Below are 26839 nucleotides of genomic sequence, written 5' to 3' on the forward strand. Positions count from 1 at the left end.
GCGGGAACCCGCGGGAGGCAGGTTCCCGCTCGACACCGGATCAGTGCACGACGTCGTCCACCGAGGGCGACTCGTTGCGGGACAGGTTGATGCCGAGGTTCGCCGCGGCGCGCTCGAGGTCCTCGTCGTCGGAGTCGCGCATCTCGATCGCCGCGCCGTCGCTGGAGAGCACCTCGACGTTGAGGCACAGCGACTGGAGCTCCTTCAGGAGCACCTTGAACGACTCCGGGATGCCCGGCTCGGGGATGTTCTCCCCCTTCACGATCGCCTCGTACACCTTGACGCGGCCGACCACGTCGTCCGACTTGATCGTGAGCAGTTCCTGCAGCGTGTAAGCCGCGCCGTAGGCCTGCATCGCCCAGCACTCCATCTCGCCGAAGCGCTGGCCGCCGAACTGCGCCTTACCGCCCAGCGGCTGCTGGGTGATCATCGAGTACGGGCCGGTGGAGCGGGCGTGGATCTTGTCGTCGACCAGGTGGTGCAGCTTCAGGATGTACATGTAGCCGACCGACACCGGGTACGGGTACGGCTCGCCGGAGCGGCCGTCGAACAGCGTGGCCTTGCCGTTCTCCTTGACCATGCGCTCGCCGTCGCGGTTCGGCTTGGTCGCCCCGAGAAGCCCGGTGAGCTCCTCCTCCTTCGCGCCGTCGAACACCGGGGTCGCGGTGTTCGTGTTCGGCGCGACGTCGTAGAGCTCCTCGGACAGGTTCTTCGCCCAGTCCGGGTTGCCCTCGATCGTCCAGCCCTGCGAGGCCAGCCAGCCCAGGTGCAGCTCGAGGATCTGGCCGATGTTCATCCGTCGCGGCACACCGTGGGTGTTCAGGATGATGTCGACCGGGGTGCCGTCCTCCATGAACGGCATGTCCTCGACCGGCAGGATCTTGCCGATGACACCCTTGTTGCCGTGCCGCCCGGCGAGCTTGTCGCCCGGCTGGATCTTGCGCTTCTGGGCCACGTAGACGCGGACCAGCTCGTTGACGCCCGGGGGCAGCTCGTCGTCGTCCTCGCGGGAGAACACCCGGATGCCGATGACCTTGCCGGTCTCGCCGTGCGGCACCTTCAGCGAGGTGTCGCGGACCTCGCGCGCCTTCTCGCCGAAGATCGCGCGGAGCAGGCGCTCCTCCGGGGTCAGCTCGGTCTCGCCCTTCGGCGTGACCTTGCCGACCAGGATGTCGCCGTCGCGGACCTCGGCACCGATCCGGATGATGCCGCGCTCGTCGAGGTCGGCCAGGACCTCCTCGGAGACGTTCGGGATGTCCCGGGTGATCTCCTCGGCGCCCAGCTTGGTGTCGCGGGCGTCGATCTCGTGCTCCTCGATGTGGATCGACGTGAGCACGTCGTCCTGCACCAGGCGCTCGGAGAGGATGATCGCGTCCTCGTAGTTGTGGCCCTCCCACGGCATGACCGCGACGAGGAGGTTCTTGCCGAGCGCCATCTCACCGTTCTCGGTGGACGGGCCGTCGGCGATGACCTGGCCCTGCTCGACCCGGTCGCCCTCGTTGACGATCGGCCGGTGGTTGAAGCACGTGCCGTGGTTGGAGCGGCGGAACTTGTACAGTCCGTAGCTCTTCCGCGTGCCGTCGTCGTGCATGATCGTGATGATGTCCGCGGACAGCTCCTCGACCACGCCGGCCTGCTCGGCGACCAGGACGTCCCCGGCGTCGACCGCGGCGCGCAGCTCCACACCAGTGCCCACGTACGGAGCCTGGTTGCGCAGCAGCGGCACCGCCTGGCGCTGCATGTTCGCGCCCATCAGCGCGCGGTTCGCGTCGTCGTGCTCCAGGAACGGGATCATCGCGGTGGCGACGGAGACCATCTGCCGCGGCGACACGTCCATGTAGTCGATCTCGAGCGGGTCGATCAGCTCGACCTCGCCGCCCTTGCGGCGGCCGAGGACCTTGTCCTCTTCGAAGTGGCTGTCCTCGGTCAGCGGCGCGTTGGCCTGCGCCTTGACGTAACGGTCTTCCTCGTCCGCGGTCAGGTAGTCGACCTGGTCGGTGACCTGGCCCTCGACGACCTTGCGGTACGGCGTCTCGATGAAGCCGAACGGGTTGACCCGCGCGTAGGAGCACAGCGAGCCGATCAGGCCGATGTTCGGGCCTTCCGGCGTCTCGATCGGGCACATCCGGCCGTAGTGCGACGGGTGGACGTCGCGGACCTCCATGCCGGCGCGCTCACGGGACAGACCGCCGGGGCCCAGCGCCGACAGGCGGCGCTTGTGCGTGAGGCCGGACAGCGGGTTGTTCTGGTCCATGAACTGCGACAGCTGCGAGGTGCCGAAGAACTCCTTGATCGCCGCGCCGATCGGGCGGATGTTGATCAGGGTCTGCGGCGTGATCGCCTCGACGTCCTGGGTCGTCATGCGCTCGCGCACGACGCGCTCGGTGCGGGAGAGGCCGACCCGGATCTGGTTCTGGATCAGCTCGCCGACGGTGCGCAGGCGGCGGTTGCCGAAGTGGTCGATGTCGTCGGTCTCGACCGGCACCTCGACGCCGGCGGAGCTGGTCATCTTGTCCTCGCCGGCGTGCAGCCGGACCAGGTACTCGATGGCCGAGACGATGTCCTCTTCGGTCAGCGTGCCGGTCTCGTACGGGGTGTCGAGGCCCAGCTTCTTGTTGACCTTGTAGCGGCCGACCTTGGCCAGGTCGTAGCGCTTCGGCTTGAAGAACAGGTTCTCCAGCAGCGTCTGCGCGCTCTCCTTCGTGGGCGGCTCGCCCGGGCGCAGCTTGCGGTAGATGTCGAGCAGCGCCTCGTCGGTGCCGGCGGTGTGGTCCTTCTCGAGGGTGGCCAGCAGCGTCTCGGAGAACGAGAAGCGCTCGCGGATCGCCTCGGTGGTCCAGCCGAGCGCCTTCAGCAGCACGGTGACCGGCTGGCGGCGCTTGCGGTCGATGCGGACGCCGACGGTGTCGCGCTTGTCCACGTCGAACTCGAGCCACGCGCCGCGGCTCGGGATCACGCGCACGCTGAAGACGTCCTTGTCGGTCGTCTTGTCGACACTGCTGTCGAAGTACACGCCCGGAGAACGCACCAGCTGGGACACGACGACCCGCTCGGTCCCGTTGATGATGAAGGTGCCCTTGTCGGTCATCACCGGGAAGTCGCCCAGGAAGACCGTCTGGCTCTTGATCTCGCCAGTGTTGTTGTTGACGAACTCGGCGGTGACGAACAGCGGGGCCGCGTACGTCATGTCCTTGTCCTTGCACTCCTCGATCGAGGCCTTGACCTCGTCGAAGCGCGGAGCGGAGAAGGAGAGGGACATCGAGCCGGAGAAGTCCTCGATCGGCGAGATCTCGTTGAGGACCTCTTCCAGGCCGCCGACCGGGTTCTCTTCGCCTTCGTTGACGCGGCGCTCGAACCACGCCTCGTTGCCGGTGAACCACTGGAACGACTGGATCTGGACGTCAAGCAGGTTCGGGGTGGAGAGTGGCTCGCGGATCTTCGCGAAGGAGACCCGCTTGGGCGCTCCGGGGATTCCCGTGGCCTGCGCGCGGGATTCAGCCGAGGTGGTCGCAGCAGTGGCCTGGTTCGCGGGAGAGACTGCCAAGATGCGTCCTTCCGGGGACAATGAGCGGTGAGCAGCCGCGATGGCAACAGCTGTCGCGGACTGTCAGGGGTGCCGTGTGCCCACTATCCTAACTACCGGCTCCGGGCAGCCTGAAAGAGGGCAGCGCAAAGAAGCAGTCTAGCCCCCATGACGCGGTCTGTCCAGGGGGCTCTCCCGACGGGGCCCAGCCTGCATCGCGTCACCTTGGGGCAGTGCGTCTCCCTGAGCCTCACTGCGTCCTTCCGGCTCCCGGTTCGCCCGGGTTTTCGCGCCCCTCCCGCAAGGTTCGCGTTCCCCGGCCGTGACCGTTGGCAGTAAGCGTGAACCCACGCGGCTGCGGAGTCAAGATGCCGCGCGGCGGTCCCGCCGGTTGGCGCAGCGTCGGATCGAGGCAGCGGAGCGTGACGGCTCTGGCGCGGACCAGAGTTACCGCCGGGTACCCGCGGACCGCCGCGCAGGTCGGCCGGGCGGCGGCGCAGGTCGGCGGCCCGTACGCGGTTCCGACGACGGTTTTCTCCCCGGCGCGGCGGGCGCGGGATGGATCACATTCCGCGAGCGGTCGCGCGCCGAGCGTCAGTTCGGAAGAAGGGGAACTTCGGGCAGCTCGGCCCCAGATTCCGGGTCCCCCGGGCAGGGGTTGCGCCCAATGCCAGGCGTGATGGATGCGGCTGAGCGTATCCGCCCAGGACTAAGCGAGCGGCGAAAGCTTGGCACGCCGTCCGTGAGGGGGCCCCTGAGGGAATCAGATTCCCTCAGGGGCCCCCTCACGGACCTGAAGAAACGGGCACTCGGGACTTAGCCGGGCATTTCGCTAGCATGGGCGTCCTTTATGGACGGTCAGCAGGCTGACGACAACGGCTTAAGTCCCTGGCATGGGGGGTTGCGCCGCGCGGCCGCGACGGTGGCGGCGGCCGTGTCCCGGTGATCAACTGGGCGGGGCCGAACTCCCGGAGGTGCACGATGGCCGAAACCGGCGGGTCGCTTCCCGCGCTCGTCCTGCGCAGGCTGGCGATCAGCGAGCAGGTCGCCGCCGCCAAATTCGGGACCGGGCGGCCGGTCGACGATCCGGTGCGCGAACAGCGGGAGCTGGCCCGCGTCCGGGACCGGGCCCGCGAGATCGGCCTCGACCCGGACCGCGCGGCAGGCTTCCTCGCCGACCAGATCGCGGCCAGCAAGCAGGTCCAGCACCGGCTTTTCGCGCACTGGACCGCGCATCCCGGCGACCGGCCCACCGGCGGTCCCGACCTCTCGGTGCTGCGGGCCGAATTGGACGGTCTCACGGTCGCTCTGCTGGACCAGCTGCGCGCGACCGGCCCGGAACCCCTGACCCCGCCGGAAACCCCGGACGAGCTGAAGCAGGAGCCACTTCGGACGGCCTTCCGTTCGCTGGCCCAGCGGCCCTCGTGAGTGGCGATGCCGGTTCTAACCGGGATTGCCACTCACGAGCCACCTCGGCAACGGGACAGCCTCCCCCGCACCCGGCCCCCTCGCCTCCTGCCCCTGGGCACCCTCGTGAGTGCGCATGCCCGCCAGGGGCTTAAGGCGGCGTTATGGGGGCAGCTGAGGCGTGTCCGCCGAAGCAGCTAGCGGACCGGGTTGGCTTGCGTCAGGGCCTGCGCGGGCGGCGGTAGCTGGGCGTGTCGTCTGTGAGGGACTCCTTGAGGGAATCTGATTCCCTCAAGGAGTCCCTCACAGACTTGAAGAAACGGTCATACTCGCATTAATCGTGCATATTGCCGACGTTGGTGTCCTTTATGGATGGTCGGCAGGCTGAGGCCACCAGGCTGAAGTCCCTGTCGTGAGCGGCGATGCCGGTTCTAACCGGGATTGCCACTCACGAGGCACGACAACGGCCCGCCCCCGAAGCTTCCGGGGACGGGCCGTGACGTCCGATGAGGACCGCTTACTTCGACGGCGGAGCCGAAGCGGGCGCGGAGGAAGCGGGCACCGACGGAGCGGGCGCGCCAGCCGCCGGACCGGCGGCCTTGTACGTGTCCATGTCGGTGATCTTCCAGGTGTTGCCCTGCAGCTGCGCGTCCACGTGCATCTGCGCCGTGCCCGCCGCGGTCTGCTTCGTGTCCGCGCGGGTCGACGTCTGGTCGATGAACAGCATCACCCTGGCCAGATCGCCGTTCAGCCGGATCACCGCGCTGCGGGTGACCTTGCAGGTCACGACCACCTTCTGCTGCGGCGCGAGCTTCTTGACCTGGCCCATCAGCGCGTTGTAGCTGGTCTTGACCTGGTCGGTCGCGAGCAGCTGGTTGGCCGCGTCCTCGGTCTTCTTGATGTTGTTGAAGTCGTAGGAGAACAGCGTCTCGATCGCCTTCGAGACCTGGTCCTTCACCTGCGCGGTCTTCGCCACGTCGAGCACCGCGCGGTTGCTCGTCGAATCGGCCGCCTCCGAGCCCTTGACCTGGAAGATGACCGCCGCCGCGACCAGCGCCAAGCCGACCACGAGCAGCAGCGCGACCCGCACGGTGTTGCGGCTGACCGCGGACCGCTGAGCCGGTACCTCGGGCTCCTCGTCGTCTCCGGAGTCCTTAGCCCGCGCCTCGGCTTCCTCGACGTCCGAGGGCTTCGCCGAGCCGGTGTCCCGCTTCTTCCGCCGCGGGCTCGGCCGGGCCGGTTCCTCCTCGACCGTCTCGCCGGTGAGCGCGTCGACCTCTTCGGCGGGCGCTTCCTTGGTGACGCCGGAAACCTCGGCCTCCGGTTCGGTGGCTTCTTCGACCTCGGTCTCGGCAGCCTCAGGCTCGGTCTCCGGCTCGGCCGGACGCACCAGGCCGCCGCGCGGGATCCGCAGTTCCTGGGTCGCTTCGGCCGGATCCGCGTCGGGGAGCGGCCGCGGCCGGGGTCGTGGCTTGGGCGAGGCCGCCGGCGCCGCCGGGTCCGACGGCTTGCGCAGCCCGGCGACCTTCGGCCGGCGGGCCGGGGGCGTGCTGCTGCGCGGTGGCTGGCGACGGGAGGGGGGCACTGCGGAACTCCGATCTGCGGGTGAAGCTACTGGCCGGCGGCGACGAGCGGCACTTGGTCGATCCCGGACAGCTTCCACTTGCCGTCGACCCGGGACATCTGGACCTCGAGCCGCAGCGCCTTGGTGGCGTTCTTGCCGCCCGCGGAGGTGTCCGTGCTGATCGCGGCCAGGAAGCTGGCCTTGCCGTCGTGGTCGTTCAGCTCCTCGACCGCGATGTCCTGGATCGTGGTGGTGACCTTGACCTTCTGGTCGGTCAGCGCCTTCGAGTAGTTCGGCTGGGCCTGCGTGATCTGCTTGGCCATGTCGTCGCTGGAGACGTCCTTCTGCTTCTGGAAGTACGCGTCCAGGTTCTGGTAGTCGACCTGGGTGTAGGCCAGCACCGCGGCGGTGCCGTCCTTGATCACGTCGTCGCGCGCCGAGGCGAGGTCCCGGTCGCCGTCCATCTCCGCGACCAGCCACATGATCCCGAACACGATCGCCACCACCAGCGCGGCGAGGGCGAACGCCCCGGACCCGAGCAGCCAGACGCGCGGCGATCCGGGAAGCGGCCACTTTTCCTGCGCCGCACCGGCCGAAGCCGGTTCGGGCGTATCAGCGGTCACCTCTTCCTCGGCGACCGCGTGCTCGGCACTCATAACACTCCAGAGTAGGTAACGGTCATCAAATCCCGGTCAGCCGACCCCGAGCAGCGCGCCGAGGCTGTTCAGCGAGACCCCGGGGCTGCCGACGACGCCGGGAACCTGCGCGTCGCGCATCTCCTGCAGCTCCTGCGCCGGCCGGTTCTGGTTGGCCGCGATGTCCTGCTGCGACGGCTGCACCGGCACGCCGTTGTAGGGCGCGTTCTGGGAACCCCGGACGTTGATCGGGCTGCCCTTCGGCTCGGCGCAGTAGACCTTGTCGTTCTCCGGCCGGAACGAGGTGTCCGAACCCGGCCGGTACTGGCTGTAGGGCCGGTAGCCCTTGGTGCACGACGGCGGGTTGAACAGGTTCAGCACCAGTCCGAGGTGCGCGGTCCCGTCGCCGGGGGCCACCGACGGCGCGGCGGCCGCCAGTGCCGGATAGGTCACCAGGCCCTGTTCGAGGCCGTCCAGCCGGGTCACGGTCAGGTTGGCCGTCGTCAGCAGGTTCGCGGTCAGCGCGCCGAGACCGGGCCCGGTCTCCTGGACCACCTGGCTGATCTGGGTCGCCACCTGCGGGGTGACGCCGATCAGCTTGCGCAGGTCGCCGTCGGAGTTCTTGAGCGTCCCGCTGAGCTGGTTGAGGCTCTTGGAGAAGGACGCGAAATTGGACGCCTGATCGTTCTGCGTGTCCAGCACCTTGCCGCCGGCCTGCAGCAGCTGCACGGTCTGCGGCAGGTACTGCTGCGCGGTGGTGGTGAAGCTGCGCGCGGTGTCCATCAGCGTCTGCAGGTCGCCGCCGGTGCCGCGGAACGCGTCGTAGGACTCGTCGACGACCTTGCGCAGCGCGTCGGTGGGCACCGAGGCGGACAGCGAATCGAGGTCGCCGAGCAGCCGGTCGGTGCTGACCGGGGTGGTCGTGCGCGCGGCCGGGATCACCGAACCGGCCGCCAGGTACGGACCCTTGTCGTTCTTCGGCCGCAGGTCGACGTACTGCTCGCCGACCGCGGACCGGTTGGCGATCACCGCGTCGAGGTCGGACGGCACGCGCGGGGCCGACGGGTCGATGTTCAGATCGGCCTCGAGCCCGGTCTGGGTCAGCCGCAGCTGCCCGACCCGGCCGACGTTGAAGCCGCGGTAGGTGACCTCGGCGTTGCTGAAGATGCCGCCGGATTCGTTGAGCTGCAGTTTCACCGTGTAGCCGCTGCTGCCGAACACCGTGCCGAGGCCGGCGAAGCGGATCAGCGCGTACACGATGGCCACGATCGAGATGATCGCGAACAGCACCAGCTGGATTTTCGTCCTGCGCAGCAACATCAGCCAGCACCTCCGGAAAGCACCCCGAACAGGCCGGACAAGCCGCCCTGCGACGGCTGCCCGCCGCCCTGGCCGCCGGTCGACTGCGGAGCCTGCTGTTGCGGCTGTCCCCCGCTGCTCGGGAACGACAGCGGCGGCGGCTGGTTCGCCGGCGTGCCCTCGACGCCGCCGGTCAGCCCCGGAGCCGGGATCAACCCGTTGAGGCCGTTCTGCCTGCTGCGGCCGAGGTTGTCGATGACGTCCTTCAGGTTCAGGTCGACCTTGGCGAACAGGTTGAAGTAGTCGCCCTTGACGTCGTTGTAGGCCTGGTCGGTGAACGGATAGGTCAGCAGGATCTCCAGCGCCTTCGGCAGGTCGCTGCCCGCCTCGCCGAGCTTCTGCAGCGTGGGCGTGAGCGCCTTCAGGTCGGCCACCAGGTCCGCCTTGCTCTTGTTGACCGTGTCGGTCGCGATGCCGGAGAGGTTGTTGAGCGCGTTCAGCATGGTGACCAGCTGGCCTCGCTGCTGCTCCAGCACCCCGAGGCCGGGGCCGAGGTTGTCGACCGCGCCGACCAGCTTGTCCTTCTGGTCCCGCAGCGTCATCGACAGCCGGTTGAGGCCGTCGAGCGCGCGGGTGATGTTGGCCGACTGGTTGTCGAGGTTGGTGACCAGCTCGTTCGCGTTGGCCAGCAGCGCCTTGATGTCCGGCTCGCGGCCGGCCGTGGCGTTGTTGAGTTCCTTGGTGATGGTGTTGAGCTGCTCCACGCCACCGCCGTTGAGGAGCAGGGACAGCGCGCCGAGCACCTCCTCCACCTGGACGTCGCGGCCGGTGCGCGCCAGCGGGATGGTCGCCCCGCTCGCCAGCTGCCCGGTCGCCTCGTTCCCGCCCGGCGAGGCCAGCTCCACGTACTTCTCGCCGAGCAGGCTCGACTGCTTCACGTTGGCCATCGCGTTGGCGGGCAGTTTGACGTCGCCGTTGACCTCGACGGTCACCTCGGCGTGCCAGCCGTCCGGCGTCAGCCCGATCTCCTTGACCTGCCCGACCGGCACCTCGTTGACCTTCACCCCGGACTGCGGGACGAGGTCGAGCACGTCCTTGAACTGGATCTTCAGCGTGTACGGGTGGCTGCCGAGGTCGGCCCCGCCGGGCAGCGGGACGTCGTAGACGCCGTTGAACGCGCACCCGCTGAGCACGAGCGCGGTCACCGTGGTGAGCGCCCCGCCCGCGGCGAACTTCGTCAGTCGCTTCACGTCAGCTCCCCTGCGTCCCGTAGACCTGGCCCTGCAGCGGGAGCGGCAGCGGCGGCAGCTGGCCGTTCTGCATCGCCTGGATCACCTGCGCGGTGGACGGCAGCGGAACCACGCCGTCGACCACCTTGGCGATGCCGTCGCAGGCGTTGCCGAGCAGCTGCTTGGTCACCGAGGTCTGCTTGAGCAGGCTGCAGACCATCACCAGCGGCGGCTGGGTCAGCTCGTTGAGGTTCGGCCGCGCGTCGAGCGTGCCGGACGAGCCGTTGTAGACGCCGACGATGTTGGACAGCGCGACCGGCGCGACGTCGAGGATCTCGGCGAGCGAGCTGCGCTGGTCCACCAGCACCTTGGTCACGCTGGCCAGTTTGTCCACATTGGACTTCAGCCGGCCGCGGTTGCGCTCGATGAAGCCCTGCACCGACTGCAGCGTGGTGCCGAGCTGCTTGACGGTCGCGGCGAGATTGTCCTTCTCCCCGGCCAGGAATCCGCTCACGTCGGCGAGCTGGCTCTCGAACTGGCGCACCTGGCCGTCGCTGTTGGCCAGCGACTGGGAGAACTTGCCGAGGTTCTGCACCGTCTGGAAGAGGTCGTCCTTGTTGCCCGCCAGCGTTCCGGACGCCTTGCCGAGCTTGGTGATCGTGTCGTGCAGCGCCTTGCCGTTGCCGTCGAGGTTGTTCGCCGCGGTGTTCAGCAGGTCCGAGAGCGAGCCGTTCTTGTTGGCCCCGTTCGGGCCGAGCGATTCGCTGACCTTCGCGAGGCTGGCGGCGAGCTGGTCCACCTCGAGCGGCACCTCGGTGCGGTCGAGCCCGATCGTCGCGCCGTCGGAGATCCGCGGGCCGCCGGTGTAGGCCGGGGCGAGCTGGATGTAGCGGTCGCTGACCAGCGACGGCGACACGATCAGCGCCTTCGCGTCGGCGGGCACCGCCACCGCGCGGTCGTATTCGAGGTCGACCCGGACCTGGTTGCCCATCGGCTGGACCTTGGTCACCGTGCCCATGTCCACGCCGAGCATCCGGACGCTGTTGCCCTCGTAAAGGCCGACCGCGCCGGAGAAGTACGCGGTCAGGTGGTTGCGGCCGGCGTCCTTGAGGGTCCACCACAGCGCGCCCGCGACCACGAGCGCGAGGACGATCGCGATCGTGAAGCCGCGGGTGAGCGACTGGCCGAAGCGGGTGTCGGTCATTTGGAGTTGCACCCCTCCGGATTGAGCGGGCCGACCGAAGGAAGCACCAGGCCGCAGATGTAGTTGTCGAACCAGTGCCCGGTGCCGATCGTGTTGTTGAAGACCCGGATGAACGGCGCGAACTTCTGGATGCCCTGTGCGAGCGAGTCCTGGTTGCGCTGCAGCATCGAGGTGAGCTGGTCGAGCTGGGTGAGCACCGGGTTCAGCTGGCCGTCGTTGTCGTCGACCAGGCCCTGCAGCTGCGTGGACAGCTGCTTCGACCCTTCGAGCAGCGTCTTGATCGCCTGCTCGCGCTTGCCGATCTCGTCCAGCAGCTTGTTGCCGTCGGTGAGCAGCTTCTGCACCTCGGCGTCGCGGTCGACCAGGGTCTGCGACACCTGGCGCGTGTTGGCCAGCAGGTTCGCCAGCTGCGAATCGCGCTTGGCGATCGTGTCCGACAGCTTCGAAAGCCCGGACAGCGCGCCCTTCACGTCCTGCGGGGTGTTCGAGAACGTCTGGGTGATCGCCTCGAAGCTCTTCGACAGCTGGTTCGTGTCGATCTCGTCGACCGTCTGCGACAGCCCGCGGAACGCGTCGAGCACGTCGTACGGCGACATCGTGCGGTCGCGCGGGATCGGCGCGCCGGGGTCGAGGTTGCCGTTGCCCTGCGGGTCGAGCGCGAGGTACTTTTGGCCGAGCAGCGTCTTGATCTTGATCGCCGCCGTGGTCTTGTCGCCCATCCAGGCGTCCTTGACCTTGAACGACACCTTGACGTTCGGCCCGTCCAGCTTGATGTCGGACACCTTGCCGACCTTCACGCCGGCGATCCGCACGTCGTTGTCCTTCTGCAGCCCGGCCGCCTCGGAGAAGTCCGCGCTGTAGGTGGTGCCGCCGCCGATCACCGGCAGGTCCTCGGAGTTCATCGCGGCGACGAGGCCGAGCGCGATGACCGCGATGCCGACCAGCGCGATCGGGATCGGGTTGCGTTTCTGGAAGGACTTCATCCCTTGCACCTGTCCCGGTTCGTCGGCAAGAGCGTGAAGTCCGTGTTCGGCAGCAGTGGCGGCGCGCCGACCGTCCCCGTCATCTCGCACGCGTAGAAGTTGAACCACGAGCCGTAGTCGGCGGTGCGGGTGAGCGCGCTGACCTTCTTCGGCATGAACTGGATGAAGTGCTCGACGAGCGGTTCGTTCTGGTTCAGGTTCGTGGTGAGCTTGCCAAGAGCGGCGATGTCGTCCTTCAGCGGAGCCCGCGCGTCGGTCAGCAGGCCCGCGGTCGTGGTGGCCAGGTTGCCGAGGCCGTCGATCGCGTCGCCGATCGGCTTGCGGTCCGCGGCGAGGCCGGACACCAGCTGCTGCAGCTTCACGATCAGGTCGTTGAGCTGCGGGGTGTGCTGGTTGACCGTGTCGAGGACCGAGTTGAGGTTGTCGATGACCTGGCCGATCACCTGGTCCTTGTTGGCGATCGTGGTGGCCAGCGAGGCGGTGTGCGACAGCAGGCTTTCTACCGTGCCGCCCTCGCCCTGCAGGACCTGGATGACCTCGTAGGACAGCTTGTTCACGTCAGCCGGGTTCAGCGCGGTGAACAGCGGCTTGAAGCCGTTGAACAGCTCGGTCAGGTCCAGCGCGGGCGTGGTGCGCTCGAGCGGGATGGAATCGCCCGGCTTGAGCGTCGCGCCGGTGGTGTCGTCGCCCTGGCCGAGCGAGACGTAGCGCTGGCCGACCAGGTTGCGGAACTTGATCTGCGCGGTCACGCCCGCGGGCAGCTTGCGCCCGGCGTCGACCTCGAAATCCACCTGCGCCTGGCGCTTGTCGACGATCTTCACGTCCTTGACCTGGCCGACGCGGACGCCGGCGATGCGCACGTCGTCGTTCGGCAGCAGGAGCGTGGCGTCGGTGAACCGCGCGGAGTACGCGCTGGTGCTGGTGGTGTTGATGTTCGCGATGCTGATGCCGAGCACCGTGGTGAACAGCACCGTGACCACCACGAAGATCATCAGCTTGATCAGCGGTGCGGCGAGTCCCCTCACTTGACCGTCACCTCCGTGCCCCGGTAGAGCGGGCCGACCAGCAGCGATCCCCATCCGGGGAACTGGCCCTGCGAAATCCCCATCTCCGGGCTGACCAGCGCGGCGAGGAAGTTGTTCTCAGCCGCGGTGTTGACCGGGTTGCCGCCGGCGGCCCCGCCGCCGTTGATGCCCGCCGCGTCCGCCTTGAAGTTGGCCGGGTTGAGGCCCTCGCCCACGGTCTTCGACCCCGGGCCCTGTTTGGTGCCGTCCTTGAACGCGCCGTCCGGCGGCTGCTGCGGGAACGGGTCCGGCGCGGGGTTGAGGTCGTAGCAGCGCGGACCGCGCTTGTCCTCGAACCGCGGCTCCTCGCCGGGCTTGTACGGACCGCGGTTCACGACGACCTCGATGGTGGCGTTCAGGCCGGGCTTGCCGTTGTACTTGCCCAGCGCCGCGTCGGCGACCGGGACGACCTTCGCCATCTGCTTCAGCACGCACGGGTATTCCGGCGAGTACTTGGCGAGCAGTTCGGCGGTCGGCCGCGCGGTGCTGGCGAGGCTGATGAGGTTCTGCGAGTTCGCCTCCAGGAACGACTGCAGGTCCTGCGACGCGGTGGTCAGGTTGCCGTAGAGGCTCGACAGGTTGCCCCGCTCCTCGACCACGGTGCGGGTGGTGGTGCTCAGGTTGTCCAGGCTCTGCACCAGATCCGGCGTCGCGTTGCTCAGGTGGCCGGAGAACTCCGCGAGTGCCTTCAGGTTGTGCTGCAGTTCCGGCTCGTGCGGGTTCAGGTCGCCGATGTACTGGCCGAGCTGCGAAAGCGTCTCGCCGAGCGGTTTGCCCCGCCCCTGCAGCGCGGTCGAAATCGCGGTGAGAGTGCTGGACAGCTTCTGCGGCTGCACCGCCTGCAGCACCGGCATCAGGTGCTCGAGCGCCTGGTCCAGCTCGACCGCGCCGGAAGTGCGGTCCTGGGTGATCACGTCGCCCTGGGAAAGCGTCCGGCCCGACGGGTCCTGCGGAATCTGCAGCGACACATAGCGTTCGCCGAACAACGTCTTCGGCAGGAATCGCGCGGACACGTTCTGCGGAATCAGCTTCACCGACTCCGGATCCATCGCCAGCGTCAGTTCCGCGCCGTTCTCGGTCGCCTTGATGTCCTGCACCGAACCGACGATCAAACCGCGGACCTTCACGTCCGACTGCTTGAGCAGCTGGTTGCCGATGTGGCCCGCGTCGAGCTTCACCGTGACGAACTTGCTGAACGCCTTGTCGTACATCGCGATGCTGAGCGCGATCCCGCCGACGAGCACCGCCACCAGCAGCAGGCCGAGCAACCTGCGCCGTAGTGTGGTCATCCCGCAATCCTCACCGTGACGTCGGTTCCCCAAATCGCGAAACCGATGAAGAAGTTCACGACCGAAACCGTGACGATGGAAAGCCGCACCGCGCGGCCGACGGCCACGCCCACCCCGGCCGGACCGCCGGTGGCCCGGTACCCGAAGTAACAGTGCGAAAGAATGATCAAGACACTGAATATCAGCACCTTGATGAACGAATAGAGCACGTCTTGCGGTGGTAGGAACAGGTCGAAGTAATGGTCGTAGGTACCCGCGGATTGTCCGTAGATATAGATAACGACCAGCCGCGAGGCGAGGTACGAGGACAGCAGGCCGATCACGTACAGCGGGATCACCGCGACGAATCCGGCGATGATCCGCGTGGTGACCAGGTACGGCAGGCTCGGCACGCCCATCACCTCGAGCGCGTCGATCTCCTCGGAGATCCGCATCGCGCCGAGCTGCGCGGTGAAGCCCGCGCCGACCGTCGCCGACAGCGCCAGCCCGGCCACCAGCGGCGCGATCTCGCGGGTGTTGAAGAACGCGGTGAGGAAGCCGGTGAACGCCGAGGTGCCGATCGAGTTCAGCGCCGAATAACCCTGCAGGCCGACGAGAACACCGGTGAACAGGGTCAGGCCGACCATCACGCCGACCGTGCCGCCGATGACCGCGAGCGAACCGGAGCCGAAGCTCACCTCGGCCAGCAGCCGCAGCACTTCCTTGGTGTAGCGGCGCAGCGTGCGCGGCGTCCACAGCAAGGCCCTGCCGTAGAACGACATCTGGTCGCCGAGCGTGTCCAGCGTCTCCAGCGGCCGGTTGGCGATCCGCTTCGCGCCCGAGAGCAACGTCATGGTCAGTCCAGCTTTCCGGGCACGATCTGCAGGTAGATCAGCGTGATCACGAAGTTCACCACGAACAGCAGCAGGAACGTGATGACCACCGACTGGTTCACCGCGTCGCCGACGCCCTTCGGGCCGCCGCTCGGGTGCAGCCCGCGGTAAGCCGCCACGACCGCGGCGATGAAGCCGAAGATCAGCGCCTTGATCTCGCCGACCCAGAGGTCGGGCAGCTGCGCGAGCGCGGAGAAGCTGGACAGGTACGCGCCGGGGGTGCCGCCCTGGAGCACGACGTTGAAGAAGTAGCCGCCGAGCACGCCGATGACGCTGACCATGCCGTTGAGCAGGAGCGCGACGAGCATCATGGCGAGCGTGCGGGGCACGATCAGGCGCTGGACCGCGGAAACGCCCAGCACCTCCATCGCGTCGATCTCCTCGCGGATGGTCCGCGCGCCGATATCAGCACAGACCGCGCTTCCTCCCGCGCCGGCCACCAGCAGCGCGGTGACCAGCGGGCTGGCCTGCTGCACGGTCGCCAGCACCGAACCGGCACCGGTGTAGGACTGCGCGCCGAGCTGGCGGGCGAGCGCGCCGAACTGCAGCGAGATGACCGCGCCGAACGGGATCGCGACCAGCGCGGTCGGCAGGATCGTCACGCTCGCGACGAACCAGGCCTGCTGGATGAACTCGCGGAACTGGAACGGGCGCTGGAAGATGCCGCGGATGATGTCGAGGCCGAGCGCGAACAGGTTCCCGGTCTCCCGCAGCATTCCGTAGCCGGGGATCTTGGCCGAGGTGGTGGTCACGCGCCACCCTGCCCGTGCCGGGGCGACCGGCGGTCCGCACCCGGAATGCGTGCGACCTGGTCGGCGGGCAGCTGTCCCTGGTGCTGCGTGGGCACCGGGCCCGGCGCGGCGACCGGCGGCAGCTGCTGGGTGTCCTCGGGGCCGGTCCGGTGGTGGAACGCACCGGGGTTGGGCCGCACGTTGTAGTGCCGCTGCTGCTCAGGCGTCAGGGATTCGATGATCCCCTCCTGCGCGTTCGGCGGGAGCGTGTGCAGGATCCGCATCACGCGGTCCATCCGCCGCTTGGCACCGGCCCGCTCCGGAACGCCGGGGCTGACCTGCATCTGCGGCACGACGCCGCGCACGTCCTCGTTGAGCACGTCGCCGTGGCCCGCCTCGGCCTCGGCCTGCTCGCGGGCCATCTGGGCGCTGTCCTTCTCCTCGGACATGCCGATCGGGCCGAGCTTGCGCCCGTTGAGGAACTGCTCGACCACCGGTTCGTCGCTGGTCAGCAGCACCTCGCGCGGGCCGAACATGACGAGTTCCTTGCGGAACAGCATGCCGAGGTTGTCCGGCACCGTGCGGGCGAGGTTGATGTTGTGCGACACGATCAGGAACGTCGCGTCGATCTGGGCGTTGACGTCCAGGAAGAGCTGCGAGATGTAGGTCGTGCGGACCGGGTCGAGACCGGAGTCCGGCTCGTCGACCAGGATGATCTCCGGGTCGAGCACGAGGGCGCGGGCGAGGCCGGCGCGCTTGCGCATGCCGCCGGAAATCTCGCCGGGGAGCTTCTTGTCCGCGCCGGCCAGACCGGTGATCTCCAGCTTGTCGAGCACGATCCGGCGGATCTCGGTCTCGGACTTCTTCGTGTGCTCCCGCAGCGGGAAGGCCACGTTGTCGAAGAGGTTCATCGAGCCGAACAGCGCGCCGTCCTGGAAGAGGACGCCGAAGAGCTTCCGGATCTCGTACAGCTTGTGCTCGGAGCAGGTGACGATGTCGACGCCGTTGATCACGCAGCGTCCGCGATCCGGCTTGAGCAGGCCGATCATCGACTTCAGGAACACGGACTTGCCGGTTCCGGACGGGCCGAGCATCGCCGAGACCTCGCCGGGAGGCAGGGTCAGCGTCACGTCCCGCCAGATGGTCTGCTTTCCGAAGGACTTCGTCAGACCTTCGATGACCACCTCGGCACCCATCGCACCTCCAGGAGCTGTTCCGCGTCGTCGCGCACCGCCGCCCCGTCACCGCTGGCAGCGGCGGAGCTCGCGCGGCGAACTCCGCTTCAACCAGGTGCAACGAGCTGAGCGCGAACAGGTTACTCACCAGTTTTGTTCTCTGGCCAGCCCCCGTGCACACCTCACGCGACGGAGATCCAGTACGGCGACCGCTGGCAGCACGGTAGTGCACGTCACGTTCGGGCGCAGATCCAGATGGCCGACCGCCGCTCACCCTGACGGGTTAACCGGCGGAAACGCGGCAAACAGGGGGTGATCCGGGGCCGTCGGGCGACCGGTTTGTTCGCCTGAACGAGGGCGCTCGAAGTCCGGTTCGGCGACTGTGCGTCTTTTTGTCCCGGACAGCAAAAGGGGCGGGCACCCGTGTCGGGTGTCCGCCCCTTTCGAGGTGACGCAGGCGCTTGCGCGCCCGGGATCACTTGATGGAGATCTTGGCGCCAGCGGCCTCGAGCTTCTCCTTGGCGGCCTCGGCGGCCTCCTTGTCGACCTTCTCCAGCAGCGCCTTCGGAGCGGCCTCGACCAGCTCCTTGGCCTCCTTCAGGCCCAGACCGGAGACGACCTCGCGGACGACCTTGATGACCTGGATCTTCTTGTCGCCGGCCGAGTCGAGGATGACGTCGAACTCGTCCTGCTCCGCGGCGGCCTCGGCGGGCGCGGCACCCGGGGCGGCCGCGACAACGGCGGCCGGGGCGGCGGCGGTGACGTCGAAGACCTCTTCGAACTCCTTCACGAAGTCCGACAGCTCAAGAAGGGTCAGCTCCTTGAAAGCGTCGATCAGCTCGGCGGTGCTCAGCTTCGCCATGATGGCTTCCTCTCAGAAAAACGAACGAGACGTTCGGGGTGGGGTGGTTCAGCTCTCGGCGGGTGCTTCGGCTGCTTCGGTACCGGTGGCGTTGCGCTGCTTCTCCTCCAGCGCGGCAGCCAGGCGGGCAACCTGGGACGCCGGCGCCTGGAACAGCGCGGCGGCCTGGGAAAGCTTCGCCTTGAACGCGCCCGCCGCCTTGGAGAGCAGCACCTCACGGCTGTCGAGATCAGCGATCTTGGAGATCTCGTCCACGGACAGCGCGCGGCCGTCCATGTAGCCGCCCTTGATGACAAGCGCGTTGTTTTCCTTCGCGAAGTCGCGAAGGGCCTTCGCGGCGTCAACCGCCTCGCCCTGAACGAAGGCGATCGCGGTCGGGCCGACGAACAGGTCCTCGACGCCCTCGAGGCCAGCGTCCTCGGCGGCACGCTTGACGAGGGTGTTCTTCGCGACCCGGTACTTGGCACTGGTGCCGAGAGCGCGGCGCAGCTGGGACAGCTGAGTCACGGAGAGGCCGGTGTACTGGGTAACGACGGTGGCCGAGCTGCTGCGGAAGCTCTCCGCGATCTCGGCGACGGCCGCCACCTTGTCGGGCTTCGCCATGGTCGCCTCCTCTCTTGGCTAGTGTCACCACTGGCCTGGACGGAGGCGCCCCCGAACGACAAAACGCCCACGCGCAGCAAGACGCGGGGCGTTGCCCAGTCTTACGACCGGGGGCCTCGTTCCTCCTGCGCAGGCCGTCCGCCGTACTGCGGAACCTTCGCTCCCCGGAGATCCGGAGAGAACCAGCGGTCTTTGGTAGAACCGTCGACTAGCATACGGGAGGCCTTCGCGGCGTTCGCGGGCACCCCCTCGCTGAGCTGCGAGAACCGGGGCAGTCTCGGGAAATCGCGATCGAGCGGGCATCATTGGTGACGTGGCGGAACAGCGTGATCACGGAAAGCCGGAAGAAAACCCCGCTCCCGGTTCGGGTGGATCCTCGGCACAGCCGCCTGCGCTGCCGCAGCCCGGTGGGGCCGAGGTAGCTCCGCGGCCGCCCGCGCAACCGGCGGCGAACGAACCGCAGCTGGATCCTGAGCAGCTGCGCCAGTTCCAGGAATTCCAGCGGTTCCAGGAGTACCTGCGGTTCACCCAGTCCCAGCAGGGCACCGAACCGGCCCCGCCCCCAGACGCCGGCCTGGTCCCGGCTGGCAACCGGCAGCCGCAGCCGCTGGCCGGTGGCCAGCCGCCCGCGCCGCCGAACCAGCCGGGCGCGCTGACCGCGTACGAGGAGCCGCCGCGCAACCGCCGCCCGGTGCCGCGCTGGGTGAAGCGCCTCGGCGGGAAGATCCTGGGCTGGGTGATCGCCCTGGTGATCCTCGGGATCCTGGTCAACTGGGGGTACCACCAGATTTTCCCCAGCGACGACGGCAAAACCTCCGCCCAGATCGCTGCCGAGGGCGGCGGGACCTACCACACGAACCAGATCCTCACGACGGCCTCGCCGTATGAATCGGTCCGCCGCGTCTACGACGGCGTCGCGCAGCACGGCCCCGGGCAGAAGAGCATGGTCGACCACGTCTGCGGCCTCTTCGATCAGGCCACGCAACTGAAGTTCGCGACCGATCTCGGCTTCTCGGATTGCGCCGCCGCCGTCCAGGGCCTGCACGACCGGCTCGACCGCGCGCCCGGTTCCGTCGATGCCTACGCCGAATCCATCTCGAAGCGTTCCGGATGGCCGCCGGGCGAGAACGTAGTGATCAAGTCGTGCGACTTCGCCATTACCGGAGGTCCGGCGCTCGGCGACTTCACCGTCAAGCAGGTCGAAAAGGGACAGTGGCTGATCGTCGGGCACCAACGCGGACCGGAGAAGTGCGCGCCGCCGACCGCGACCAGCACCCCCGGCTGACCCTCGTCAGGCAGGCGAGCTGATCGGCAGCCGGCTCTCCCCCGTGTCCGAGTACGCGAAGAAGTCCACCAGCGCCGCCGCGAACGCCGGGTGTGCCACCGCTTCCATGTGGTTCCCCGGGACCCGCACCAGCCGGGCGCCCGCGATGCCCGCCGCGAGGCGTTCCGGCTGTGTCGCCAGTTCGTCCGATTCCCCGGCCAGGATCAGCGTCGCCGCGGACAGGTTCGTCAGCCGCATCGGTCCGTGCGGGGTCGCGTGCATGACCGCGGCCAGTGCTTCGACGTCCGCGCCCGCCCGGCGGGCCAGCCTGCGGAACGGGCGTGCCGCCGACGGCACCTCCGACCGGTCTTCGGCCAGCAGCCCCGCCGCGATCTGGCTCCGGTTGACCACCCGTGCGTCCACCCCACCGAAATCCACGATGCCCGCGCCGACCCCGCCGACCGCCAGGCAGCGGACCCGGCGGTCACGCGTAGCCACCAGCAGCGAGACGATCGCGCCCATCGAATAGCCCGCGAGGCACACGTCGTCCAGGCCAAGCTCGTCGAACAGCGCCGTCAGGTCGGCCGCCATGACGTCCTCGCCGTAGGCCGCCGGGTCGTGCGGCTTCTCCGACGCGCCGTGCCCCCGCGCGTCCAGCGCGATGACCGTGAACCCGGCCTTGACCAGCGCGTCCACGACCCCGGGGTTGACCCAGTTCACCTCGGAATCAGCGGCGAAACCGTGCTGCAGCACGACGGGCCGCCGGTGCCGTCCGTCGCCCTCCCAGACCGTGTAGCTCAGCTGGAGCCCGTCGGGGGCGATGAACGTCGTTGGCATATGTCCATGAGACACGAAAAAAGGGTGGTCACGCACGAAGCGTGACCACCCTTTCGCGTGATGTGCGACTCAGACCGCCGCTTCCTCGGTGAGGAGGTTGCGGGTCCGCGCCGGGTCGACCGGGATGCCCGGGCCCATCGTCGTGGTGAAGGTGATCTTCTTGACGTAGCGGCCCTTCGCCGACGACGGCTTGGCGCGCAGGATCTCGTCCAGCGCGGCCGCGTAGTTCTCCACCAGCTTCTCGGTGTCGAACGACGCCTTGCCGATCACCAGGTGCAGGTTCGCCTGCTTGTCGACGCGGAAGTTGATCTTGCCGCCCTTGATGTCCTTCACGGCCTTCTCGACCGCGGGGGTCACCGTGCCGGTCTTCGGGTTCGGCATGAGGCCGCGCGGGCCGAGGATGCGGGCGATGCGGCCCACCTTGGCCATCTGGTCCGGCGTCGCGATCGCGGCGTCGAAGTCGAGCCAGCCACCCTGGATGCGCTCGATCAGTTCGTCGGTGCCGACCGCGTCCGCGCCGGCGGCTTCGGCCTCAGCGGCCTTGTCGCCAACGGCGAAAACGATGACGCGGGCGGTCTTACCGGTGCCGTGCGGCAGGTTCACGGTGCCGCGGACCATCTGGTCGGCCTTGCGCGGGTCGACCCCGAGACGCATCGCGACCTCGACGGTCGCGTCCATCTTCGACTTGGAGGTCTCCTTCGCCAGCTTCACGGCCTCGAGCGGCGCGTACAGCCGCGCCTTGTCGATCAGCTCCGCGGCCTGGCGGTAGGCCTTGCTGTGCTTGGTCATGCTTCTGTCCTTAGTAAGTCAGTGGATCAGTGTGGTGACGAGCCAGCACCTGGCTCTCCCACGGTGTTTGATTGCCGCGACTTCGTCGCGGCGGAGAAATCGCCTTCATCCGGTTTCTTCCCTCCCGATCCGCTCGGCCCGGGGGGCCGATCGAATCGCTCAGTCCAGAAACCGGAGCGATTTCTCGGGTGGATCACTCGACGGTGATGCCCATGCTCCGAGCCGTGCCGGCGATGATCTTCGCGGCCTGGTCGATGTCGTGCGCGTTGAGGTCGGTCTCCTTGGTCTTCGCGATCTCGCGGACCTGGTCCCAGGTGACCTTGGCGACCTTGGTCTTGTGCGGCTCGCCGGAGCCCTTCTCCACGCCCGCAGCCTTGAGCAGCAGCTTGGCGGCCGGCGGCGTCTTCAGCTTGAAGTCGAACGACCGGTCTTCGTACACGGAGATCTCGACCGGGACGACGTCCCCGCGCTGCGACTCGGTCGCGGCGTTGTAGGCCTTGCAGAACTCCATGATGTTGACGCCGTGCTGACCCAGCGCCGGGCCGACCGGCGGCGCGGGGTTGGCCGCACCCGCCTTGATCTGCAGCTTGATGATCGCCGCAAGCTTCTTCTTCTTGGGTGGCATTACCTTGTGTCCTTCTTAACTGACGTGAGTCCCCCGCACACCTGCCAGTACGCGGGGACTGCCGACCGGGATGGCCCGGCCGTCAGATCTTGGAGACCTGGCTGAACGAGAGCTCGACCGGGGTCTCCCGGCCGAAGATCGACACCAGGACCTTCAGCTTCTGCCCGTCGACGTTGACCTCGGAGATCGTGGCGGGCAGCGTGGCGAACGGGCCGTCCATGACGGTGACCGACTCGCCGACCTCGAAGTCGACCTCGACGGCGGGCGCGCCGGGCGTCGCGGCCGCGGCGGACTCGCCGCCCTTGGCCGCCTTGGCCGGGGCTTCCTTCTCGACCTGCGGCGCGAGGAACTTCAGCACCTCGTCCACGGTCAGCGGCGACGGCCGCGAGGTGGCGCCCACGAACCCGGTGACGCCGGGGGTGTTGCGCACCGCGCTCCACGACTGGTCGTTGAGGTCCATCCGGACCAGGATGTAGCCGGGCAGCACCTTGCGCTGCACCTGCTTGCGCTGGCCGTTCTTGATCTCGGTGACCTCTTCGGTCGGAACCTCGATCTGGAAGATGTAGTCCTCGACGTCCAGGGTCTGGGTACGCGTTTCGAGGTTGGTCTTGACCTTGTTCTCGTAACCAGCGTACGAGTGCACGACGTACCACTCGCCCGGCGCGGCCTTGAGCTCGGCGCGCAGCGCGGCGACCGGGTCGTCCGCCTCGGGGGCGGGCTCGGTCACCTCGGCGTCGTCGTCCGCGTCGTCTTCGTCAGCGTCGGCGGAGGCTTCTTCGGCGGCGACCTCGTCCTCGGCGACGGGCACCTCGACGGACTCGGCGGACTCCTCGTCGCCGGGTGCCGTCTGCACCTGCTCGTCGGAAAGCTCGGTCAGGTCGCGACCGGCTTCGGTGCCGTTGTCGGAGGTCACGTTCCGTCCTCTCAGTTGATCGCTTGCCGGGCCGGACCGGGGCCCGGCCAGCGCGGTGGCGCGCCCGTCGGGCGTCAGCCGAAGACCAGCCCGATCAGCTCCTTGAAGCCGAGGTCGAGACCGCTCACGAGGGCCACCATGAACACCACGAACACCAGCACGACCGCGGTGTAGGTGACCATCTGCTTGCGGTTGGGCCAGATGACCTTGCGCAGTTCGGCCCAGACCTCGCGGATGAACCGCGTGAACCGGGCGAACACCGAGGCCTTCTTCGCCTTCCGGTCCCGTTTGGGGGTGGGCGCACCCTTGGCGTCGGCGGGCTTCGCGACCTTGTCGCCCGCCTTGCCGGACGGACGGGTCGAGCCCGGCCGTGCCTCGGACTTGCCTGCCGGCCGAGCGGAAGCGCGGCGTTCGCGCCGAGCCGCGGCGGACACCGGGCGGGATTCGACTCCGGGCTGCTTGCCCGAATCGTCCTGCTCGTGCTCGCCGCTGGCGTCGCTGTCGCTCACGACCACTCCTCCGCTCCACCAGTTCCCGTACGCAGGGGTGACAGGACTTGAACCTGCAACCTGCGGTTTTGGAGACCGCTGCTCTGCCAATTGAGCTACACCCCTGTGGAGCCCGGTCACCCTGGCTCCGGAGGACGCATTCCATCATCCCCACCATCCGGCGGGGATGACCGTAGTGCGTTCCGAGTTCCGAAGTCTACGGCAAGCCGGATGTTGCCTTGCAACCCAGCCCCCTCGACGGCCTTCCGACGGTCTCGCGGCGGTCGATCCGGACGCTTCGGGCACTGTCCGTGATCCCTCGGCGAAGATCACCCGATCGTGCCACGATGAGCGCGTGCACCGTAATCCGATTAATCGCCAAGCCCTCGCCGGGCCAGCCGGGACCACGCGACGGGGGCGATTTCGTGCAGTCCGGATGCGTTGCCCGGCAAGCGAAGCCTTCGCCGACGCCCTGGATTTCCCTTCCAGGTCACCAAGCCGCGTCCGACGAAAGATGATCTTCGTTGACCGGCAAGCGAAATTCATGATCAAGGAGGTTTGGTGACTGAGTTGCGACTCGGGCTCGCACTGCCGCAGTACGGCAAGCTGGCCGACCCTTCCGCCATCGCCGGATTCGCCGCCGAGGCGGAGCGCATCGGCTTCGCGTCGCTGTGGGTCGGCGACCGGGTGCTGACCCCGGTCTCCCCGCAGACCTATTACCCGGCCTCCGGTACACCCGAACGGCCGTACCCGCCGGAGTTCGTCCGTTTCGTCGATCCGCTGCTGGCGCTCACCATCGCCGCCAACTCGACCGAGTCCGCGCGGCTGGGGTCGAGCACGCTCAACGGCCCGCTCTACTCGCCGGTGCTGCTGGCGCGCTCCCTCACCTCGCTGGACCTGCTGTCCGGCGGCAGGCTCGACGTCGGCCTCGGGCTCAGCTGGCTCCGCGACGAGTACGTCGCCGCCGGCGTGCCGTGGGAGCACCGCGGCGCGCGGCTGGCCGAGCTGGTCGAGGTGCTGCGGACGCTGTGGACCGCCGACCCGGCCGGGCACCGCAGCGAGCGCTGGGACATCCCGGACTCGCTGATCGGCCTGCGTCCGATGCAGCAGCCCGGTCCGCCGGTGCTGCTGGGCGGGGCGTCGGACGCGGCGCTGCGGCGCGTCGGCCGGATCGCGGACGGCTGGCTGCCCGCCGGACTCCCGGCTCCGATGCTGCGCGAGAAGTGGGCGGTGGTCGTCGAATCCGCGGAGAAGGCCGGGCGAGACCCGGAGACGCTGCGGCGGGTGCTGCGGCTCAACCCGACGCCGGGTTCGCCGACGGCGACCGTCGAGGACGTCGCGGCCCGGTTGAAGGCCGCCGAGGCCGACGGCATCACCGAAGCGCTGGTCGATCTGCACTACGTGGCCGAAACCGTGCCGCACGCGCTGGAGCTGGCTGGCGAACTGCATACCGCTGTCTTTGCGTGATCACCCGTAAGCGGGTCGTCGGCGGCGGGCTGGACCGGTAGAACGGTCGCGTGGGGGCAAACAAGAACGGTGGATGCGGGTTGCTCGTCCTCGTCGTCGTGGGGGCGTTGCTGGCCGTCGGCTACTACAAGTCGAAGCACGACTCGTCGACCGCACCGCCGTCGGGCGTGGACACCGGCGGCGGCAGCGGCCGGTATGTGGCACTCGGCGACTCGTACACGTCCGCGCCGCGCACCGGGAAGCAGGCGGGCTCGCCGGCCGGGTGCGCGCGGTCGGACAACAACTATCCGCACGTGGTGGCGGCGAAGCTGAAGCCCGCGAAGTTCGTGGACGTCAGCTGCAGCGGCGCGACCACGGAGGACCTGAGCGAAACCCAGTCGACGCGCAAGGGCTCGAACCCGCCGCAGTTCGACTCGGTCACCGCGGACACGACGCTGGTCACCTTGGGTATCGGCGGCAACGATGTGGGATTCATCTCGCTGGCTCAGACCTGCGTGACCGCCCACCAGAACGCCTCGCCCTGCAAGGACCGGCTCACCGCGGGCGGCAAGGACGAGCTGGCTGACCGCATCAATGCCACCGCGAAGAAGGTCGGCACGGCGCTGGATCAGATCCACAAGAAGGCCCCGAAGGCGCGGGTGGTGGTGGTCGGCTACCCGACGGTCCTCCCGGACGGGGACGGTTGCTGGCCGGTTCTGCCGTTGGGTGCTGGTGATGTCGCGTATCTGCGGGGCGCGCTCGAAAAGCTCAACGACGCCCTTGCTGATCAGGCCAAATCCCACGACTCCGGGTTCGCCGATACGGCTGAGCCGAGCAAGGGGCACGGCGTGTGCGCGAATTCGGATACCAAGTGGGTGGAGGGGTTGGTCCCGACGTCCTCGGCGGCGGCGCTGCATCCGAACGCGCGGGGTGAGGCGGGGATGGCTGGGGTGGTGGAGTCGGTTCTCGGGGTGCACTGACGCGCCCAATGCGCGCGATGAAGACGTCCGTGAGGGGAACCCTGAGGGAATCAGAGTCCCTCAGGGTTCCCCTCACGGACGTCGGCGGAAGGCGAAGCCCCGCAGCCCGGTCAAGCCAGTACGGGGTCAGGGGCGGACGAGGGCCTGTGGTTTGCCCAGCACGGTCTTGCCTTCGAACTTGACCGTCAGATCGATCCGGGCGAGTCCTTCGTCGGTCAGGGCACCGACCTTGCCGGTTACCTCGACCAGTGCGCCCTCGGCGTTGTCGGGCACCACGACCGGGCGGGTGAAGCGCGTGCTGAAGTCCACTAGGCGGGCCGGGTCGCCGAGCCAGTCGGTGACGATGCGGCCGGACAGGGCCATCGTGAGCATGCCGTGCGCGATCACGTCCGGGAGGCCGACCTTGGTGGCGAAGTGGTCGTTCCAGTGGATCGGGTTGAAGTCGAGCGAGGCTCCGGCGTAGCGGACCAGCTGCTCGCGGGTGATGCGGACCTCCAGCGGAGGCAGTTCGTCGCCGATGTTCACGCTTCCGCCCCCCGCACCACGAGCTGGGCCCGCGTCGTGCACACGAGTTTGCCGTCCGCGTCGGTGATTTCCGCGCGGAGGTTGATGAAGTCGTTGCCCGCCCTCGCCATGATCGTCTCGATCGTGGCCGAGATTTCCAGCTCGTCGCCCGCGTGGACCGGGCGTTCGTAGCGGAAGCCCTGGTCGCCGTGGACCATCCGGGAGTAGTCGAGGCCGAGCGCGGGGTCGGACACGATGCCGTTGATCTTCGGCAGGTTGAGGATGGTGAGGAAGGTGGGCGGCGCGAGCACGTCCGGGTGGCCGGCCGCGCGGGCCGTCTCTGGGTCCCGGTACACCGGGTTCGGGTCGCCGATCGCGTCGGCGAACTCGCGGATTTTCTCCCGGCTCACGAAGTACTTGCTGTCCGACGGGTACTCCCGCCCGGTGAACGACTGGTCCAAAGGCACGCGAAGAAGGCTAACCGAACCCCGGCGCGGTCCCGCGTCGGTGCCTGAACCGGCCAGCAGAACGGCGAAAAGCCGCCCCGGCATGG

25 protein-coding genes and 1 tRNA gene are annotated in these 26839 nt (G+C 68.4%); 4 read left to right on the forward strand and 22 right to left on the reverse strand.

The window, feature by feature from the left end:
• Positions 1-40: 40 nt before the first annotated feature.
• On the reverse strand, positions 41-3544 hold the full coding sequence (gene rpoB / locus ACFSVL_RS05590) for a DNA-directed RNA polymerase subunit beta (RefSeq protein ID WP_378301062.1): 3504 nt from the start codon (positions 3542-3544) through the stop codon (positions 41-43).
• Positions 3545-4504: 960 nt separating this feature from the next.
• Here rpoB and aroQ point away from each other — a divergent pair.
• Positions 4505-4951, forward strand: a complete 447-nt coding sequence (gene aroQ, locus ACFSVL_RS05595) for a gamma subclass chorismate mutase AroQ (protein ID WP_378301064.1) — start codon at positions 4505-4507, stop codon at positions 4949-4951.
• A gap of 496 nt (positions 4952-5447) precedes the next feature.
• Here aroQ and ACFSVL_RS05600 read toward each other — a convergent pair whose 3' ends face one another.
• The 13 genes from ACFSVL_RS05600 to rplJ form a co-directional block, all read right to left on the reverse strand.
• Complete coding sequence (locus tag ACFSVL_RS05600; RefSeq protein ID WP_378301066.1) at positions 5448-6515, reverse strand: hypothetical protein; 1068 nt, start codon at positions 6513-6515, stop codon at positions 5448-5450.
• A gap of 26 nt (positions 6516-6541) precedes the next feature.
• Positions 6542-7150, reverse strand: a complete 609-nt coding sequence (locus ACFSVL_RS05605) for a hypothetical protein (protein ID WP_378301067.1) — start codon at positions 7148-7150, stop codon at positions 6542-6544.
• 36 nt (positions 7151-7186) lie between these two features.
• On the reverse strand, positions 7187-8449 hold the full coding sequence (locus ACFSVL_RS05610; RefSeq protein ID WP_378301068.1) for an MCE family protein: 1263 nt from the start codon (positions 8447-8449) through the stop codon (positions 7187-7189).
• Positions 8449-9678: an MCE family protein gene (locus ACFSVL_RS05615; RefSeq protein ID WP_378301069.1), complete on the reverse strand. Its 1230-nt coding sequence runs from the start codon at positions 9676-9678 to the stop codon at positions 8449-8451. Before ACFSVL_RS05615 ends, ACFSVL_RS05610 begins: the two co-directional genes overlap by 1 nt.
• Before the next feature lies 1 nt (position 9679).
• A complete protein-coding gene (locus tag ACFSVL_RS05620; protein WP_378301071.1) occupies positions 9680-10861 on the reverse strand; it encodes an MCE family protein in 1182 nt (393 codons plus the stop codon).
• Positions 10858-11844 (reverse strand): MCE family protein, encoded by a 987-nt coding sequence (locus tag ACFSVL_RS05625; RefSeq protein ID WP_378301073.1) that lies wholly within the window; start codon positions 11842-11844, stop codon positions 10858-10860. Before ACFSVL_RS05625 ends, ACFSVL_RS05620 begins: the two co-directional genes overlap by 4 nt.
• Complete coding sequence (locus ACFSVL_RS05630) at positions 11841-12869, reverse strand: MCE family protein (RefSeq protein ID WP_378301075.1); 1029 nt, start codon at positions 12867-12869, stop codon at positions 11841-11843. The genes ACFSVL_RS05625 and ACFSVL_RS05630 overlap by 4 nt, the downstream gene beginning before the upstream one ends.
• Positions 12866-14197 carry an MCE family protein gene (locus tag ACFSVL_RS05635; protein ID WP_378301076.1) on the reverse strand — a complete coding sequence of 444 codons (1332 nt, stop codon included), beginning with the start codon at positions 14195-14197 and terminating at the stop codon, positions 12866-12868. Before ACFSVL_RS05635 ends, ACFSVL_RS05630 begins: the two co-directional genes overlap by 4 nt.
• Complete coding sequence (locus ACFSVL_RS05640; RefSeq protein ID WP_378301078.1) at positions 14194-15030, reverse strand: MlaE family ABC transporter permease; 837 nt, start codon at positions 15028-15030, stop codon at positions 14194-14196. The genes ACFSVL_RS05635 and ACFSVL_RS05640 overlap by 4 nt, the downstream gene beginning before the upstream one ends.
• A gap of 2 nt (positions 15031-15032) precedes the next feature.
• Positions 15033-15785 (reverse strand): MlaE family ABC transporter permease, encoded by a 753-nt coding sequence (locus tag ACFSVL_RS05645; RefSeq protein ID WP_378301988.1) that lies wholly within the window; start codon positions 15783-15785, stop codon positions 15033-15035.
• Positions 15786-15817: 32 nt separating this feature from the next.
• Positions 15818-16996: an ABC transporter ATP-binding protein gene (locus ACFSVL_RS05650; RefSeq protein WP_378301080.1), complete on the reverse strand. Its 1179-nt coding sequence runs from the start codon at positions 16994-16996 to the stop codon at positions 15818-15820.
• A 454-nt stretch (positions 16997-17450) separates the two neighbouring features.
• Entirely contained in the window at positions 17451-17837 is a 387-nt protein-coding gene (rplL, locus tag ACFSVL_RS05655) for a 50S ribosomal protein L7/L12 (protein WP_344270019.1), read from the reverse strand.
• Positions 17838-17885: 48 nt separating this feature from the next.
• The gene (rplJ, locus tag ACFSVL_RS05660; RefSeq protein ID WP_378301082.1) at positions 17886-18440 is read right to left on the reverse strand and encodes a 50S ribosomal protein L10; all 555 of its coding nucleotides are present in this window, start codon (positions 18438-18440) and stop codon (positions 17886-17888) included.
• Positions 18441-18753: 313 nt separating this feature from the next.
• On the opposite strand from rplJ, the gene ACFSVL_RS05665 reads away from it, so the two are divergent.
• Positions 18754-19725, forward strand: a complete 972-nt coding sequence (locus ACFSVL_RS05665; RefSeq protein WP_378301084.1) for a hypothetical protein — start codon at positions 18754-18756, stop codon at positions 19723-19725.
• A 6-nt stretch (positions 19726-19731) separates the two neighbouring features.
• Here the strand turns inward: ACFSVL_RS05665 and ACFSVL_RS05670 are convergent, their stop codons facing one another.
• The 6 genes from ACFSVL_RS05670 to ACFSVL_RS05695 form a co-directional block, all read right to left on the reverse strand.
• Entirely contained in the window at positions 19732-20541 is an 810-nt protein-coding gene (locus ACFSVL_RS05670) for an alpha/beta fold hydrolase (RefSeq protein ID WP_378301086.1), read from the reverse strand.
• A 69-nt stretch (positions 20542-20610) separates the two neighbouring features.
• Positions 20611-21330 carry a 50S ribosomal protein L1 gene (gene rplA / locus ACFSVL_RS05675; RefSeq protein ID WP_378301088.1) on the reverse strand — a complete coding sequence of 240 codons (720 nt, stop codon included), beginning with the start codon at positions 21328-21330 and terminating at the stop codon, positions 20611-20613.
• Between the two features lie 193 nt (positions 21331-21523).
• Positions 21524-21955, reverse strand: a complete 432-nt coding sequence (gene rplK, locus ACFSVL_RS05680) for a 50S ribosomal protein L11 (protein WP_037360170.1) — start codon at positions 21953-21955, stop codon at positions 21524-21526.
• Between the two features lie 82 nt (positions 21956-22037).
• Complete coding sequence (nusG, locus tag ACFSVL_RS05685; protein ID WP_378301090.1) at positions 22038-22868, reverse strand: transcription termination/antitermination protein NusG; 831 nt, start codon at positions 22866-22868, stop codon at positions 22038-22040.
• Between the two features lie 74 nt (positions 22869-22942).
• Positions 22943-23377, reverse strand: coding sequence for a preprotein translocase subunit SecE (secE, locus tag ACFSVL_RS05690; protein WP_378301092.1), 435 nt, complete (start codon positions 23375-23377; stop codon positions 22943-22945).
• Between the two features lie 32 nt (positions 23378-23409).
• A tRNA-Trp gene (locus ACFSVL_RS05695) sits at positions 23410-23482 on the reverse strand.
• Positions 23483-23917: 435 nt separating this feature from the next.
• On the opposite strand from ACFSVL_RS05695, the gene ACFSVL_RS05700 reads away from it, so the two are divergent.
• Both ACFSVL_RS05700 and ACFSVL_RS05705 read left to right on the forward strand, forming a co-directional pair.
• The gene (locus ACFSVL_RS05700; RefSeq protein ID WP_378301094.1) at positions 23918-24823 is read left to right on the forward strand and encodes a TIGR03619 family F420-dependent LLM class oxidoreductase; all 906 of its coding nucleotides are present in this window, start codon (positions 23918-23920) and stop codon (positions 24821-24823) included.
• A 50-nt stretch (positions 24824-24873) separates the two neighbouring features.
• Complete coding sequence (locus ACFSVL_RS05705) at positions 24874-25782, forward strand: SGNH/GDSL hydrolase family protein (RefSeq protein ID WP_378301096.1); 909 nt, start codon at positions 24874-24876, stop codon at positions 25780-25782.
• 126 nt (positions 25783-25908) lie between these two features.
• Here the strand turns inward: ACFSVL_RS05705 and ACFSVL_RS05710 are convergent, their stop codons facing one another.
• Both ACFSVL_RS05710 and ACFSVL_RS05715 read right to left on the reverse strand, forming a co-directional pair.
• Complete coding sequence (locus tag ACFSVL_RS05710; RefSeq protein ID WP_378301098.1) at positions 25909-26307, reverse strand: MaoC family dehydratase; 399 nt, start codon at positions 26305-26307, stop codon at positions 25909-25911.
• A complete protein-coding gene (locus ACFSVL_RS05715; RefSeq protein ID WP_378301100.1) occupies positions 26304-26753 on the reverse strand; it encodes a MaoC family dehydratase N-terminal domain-containing protein in 450 nt (149 codons plus the stop codon). The genes ACFSVL_RS05710 and ACFSVL_RS05715 overlap by 4 nt, the downstream gene beginning before the upstream one ends.
• Between the last annotated feature and the right edge of the window lie 86 nt (positions 26754-26839).

Source organism: Amycolatopsis silviterrae (assembly GCF_042684085.1).
In the GTDB taxonomy this organism is placed as follows: Bacteria; Actinomycetota; Actinomycetes; order Mycobacteriales; family Pseudonocardiaceae; genus Amycolatopsis; species Amycolatopsis silviterrae.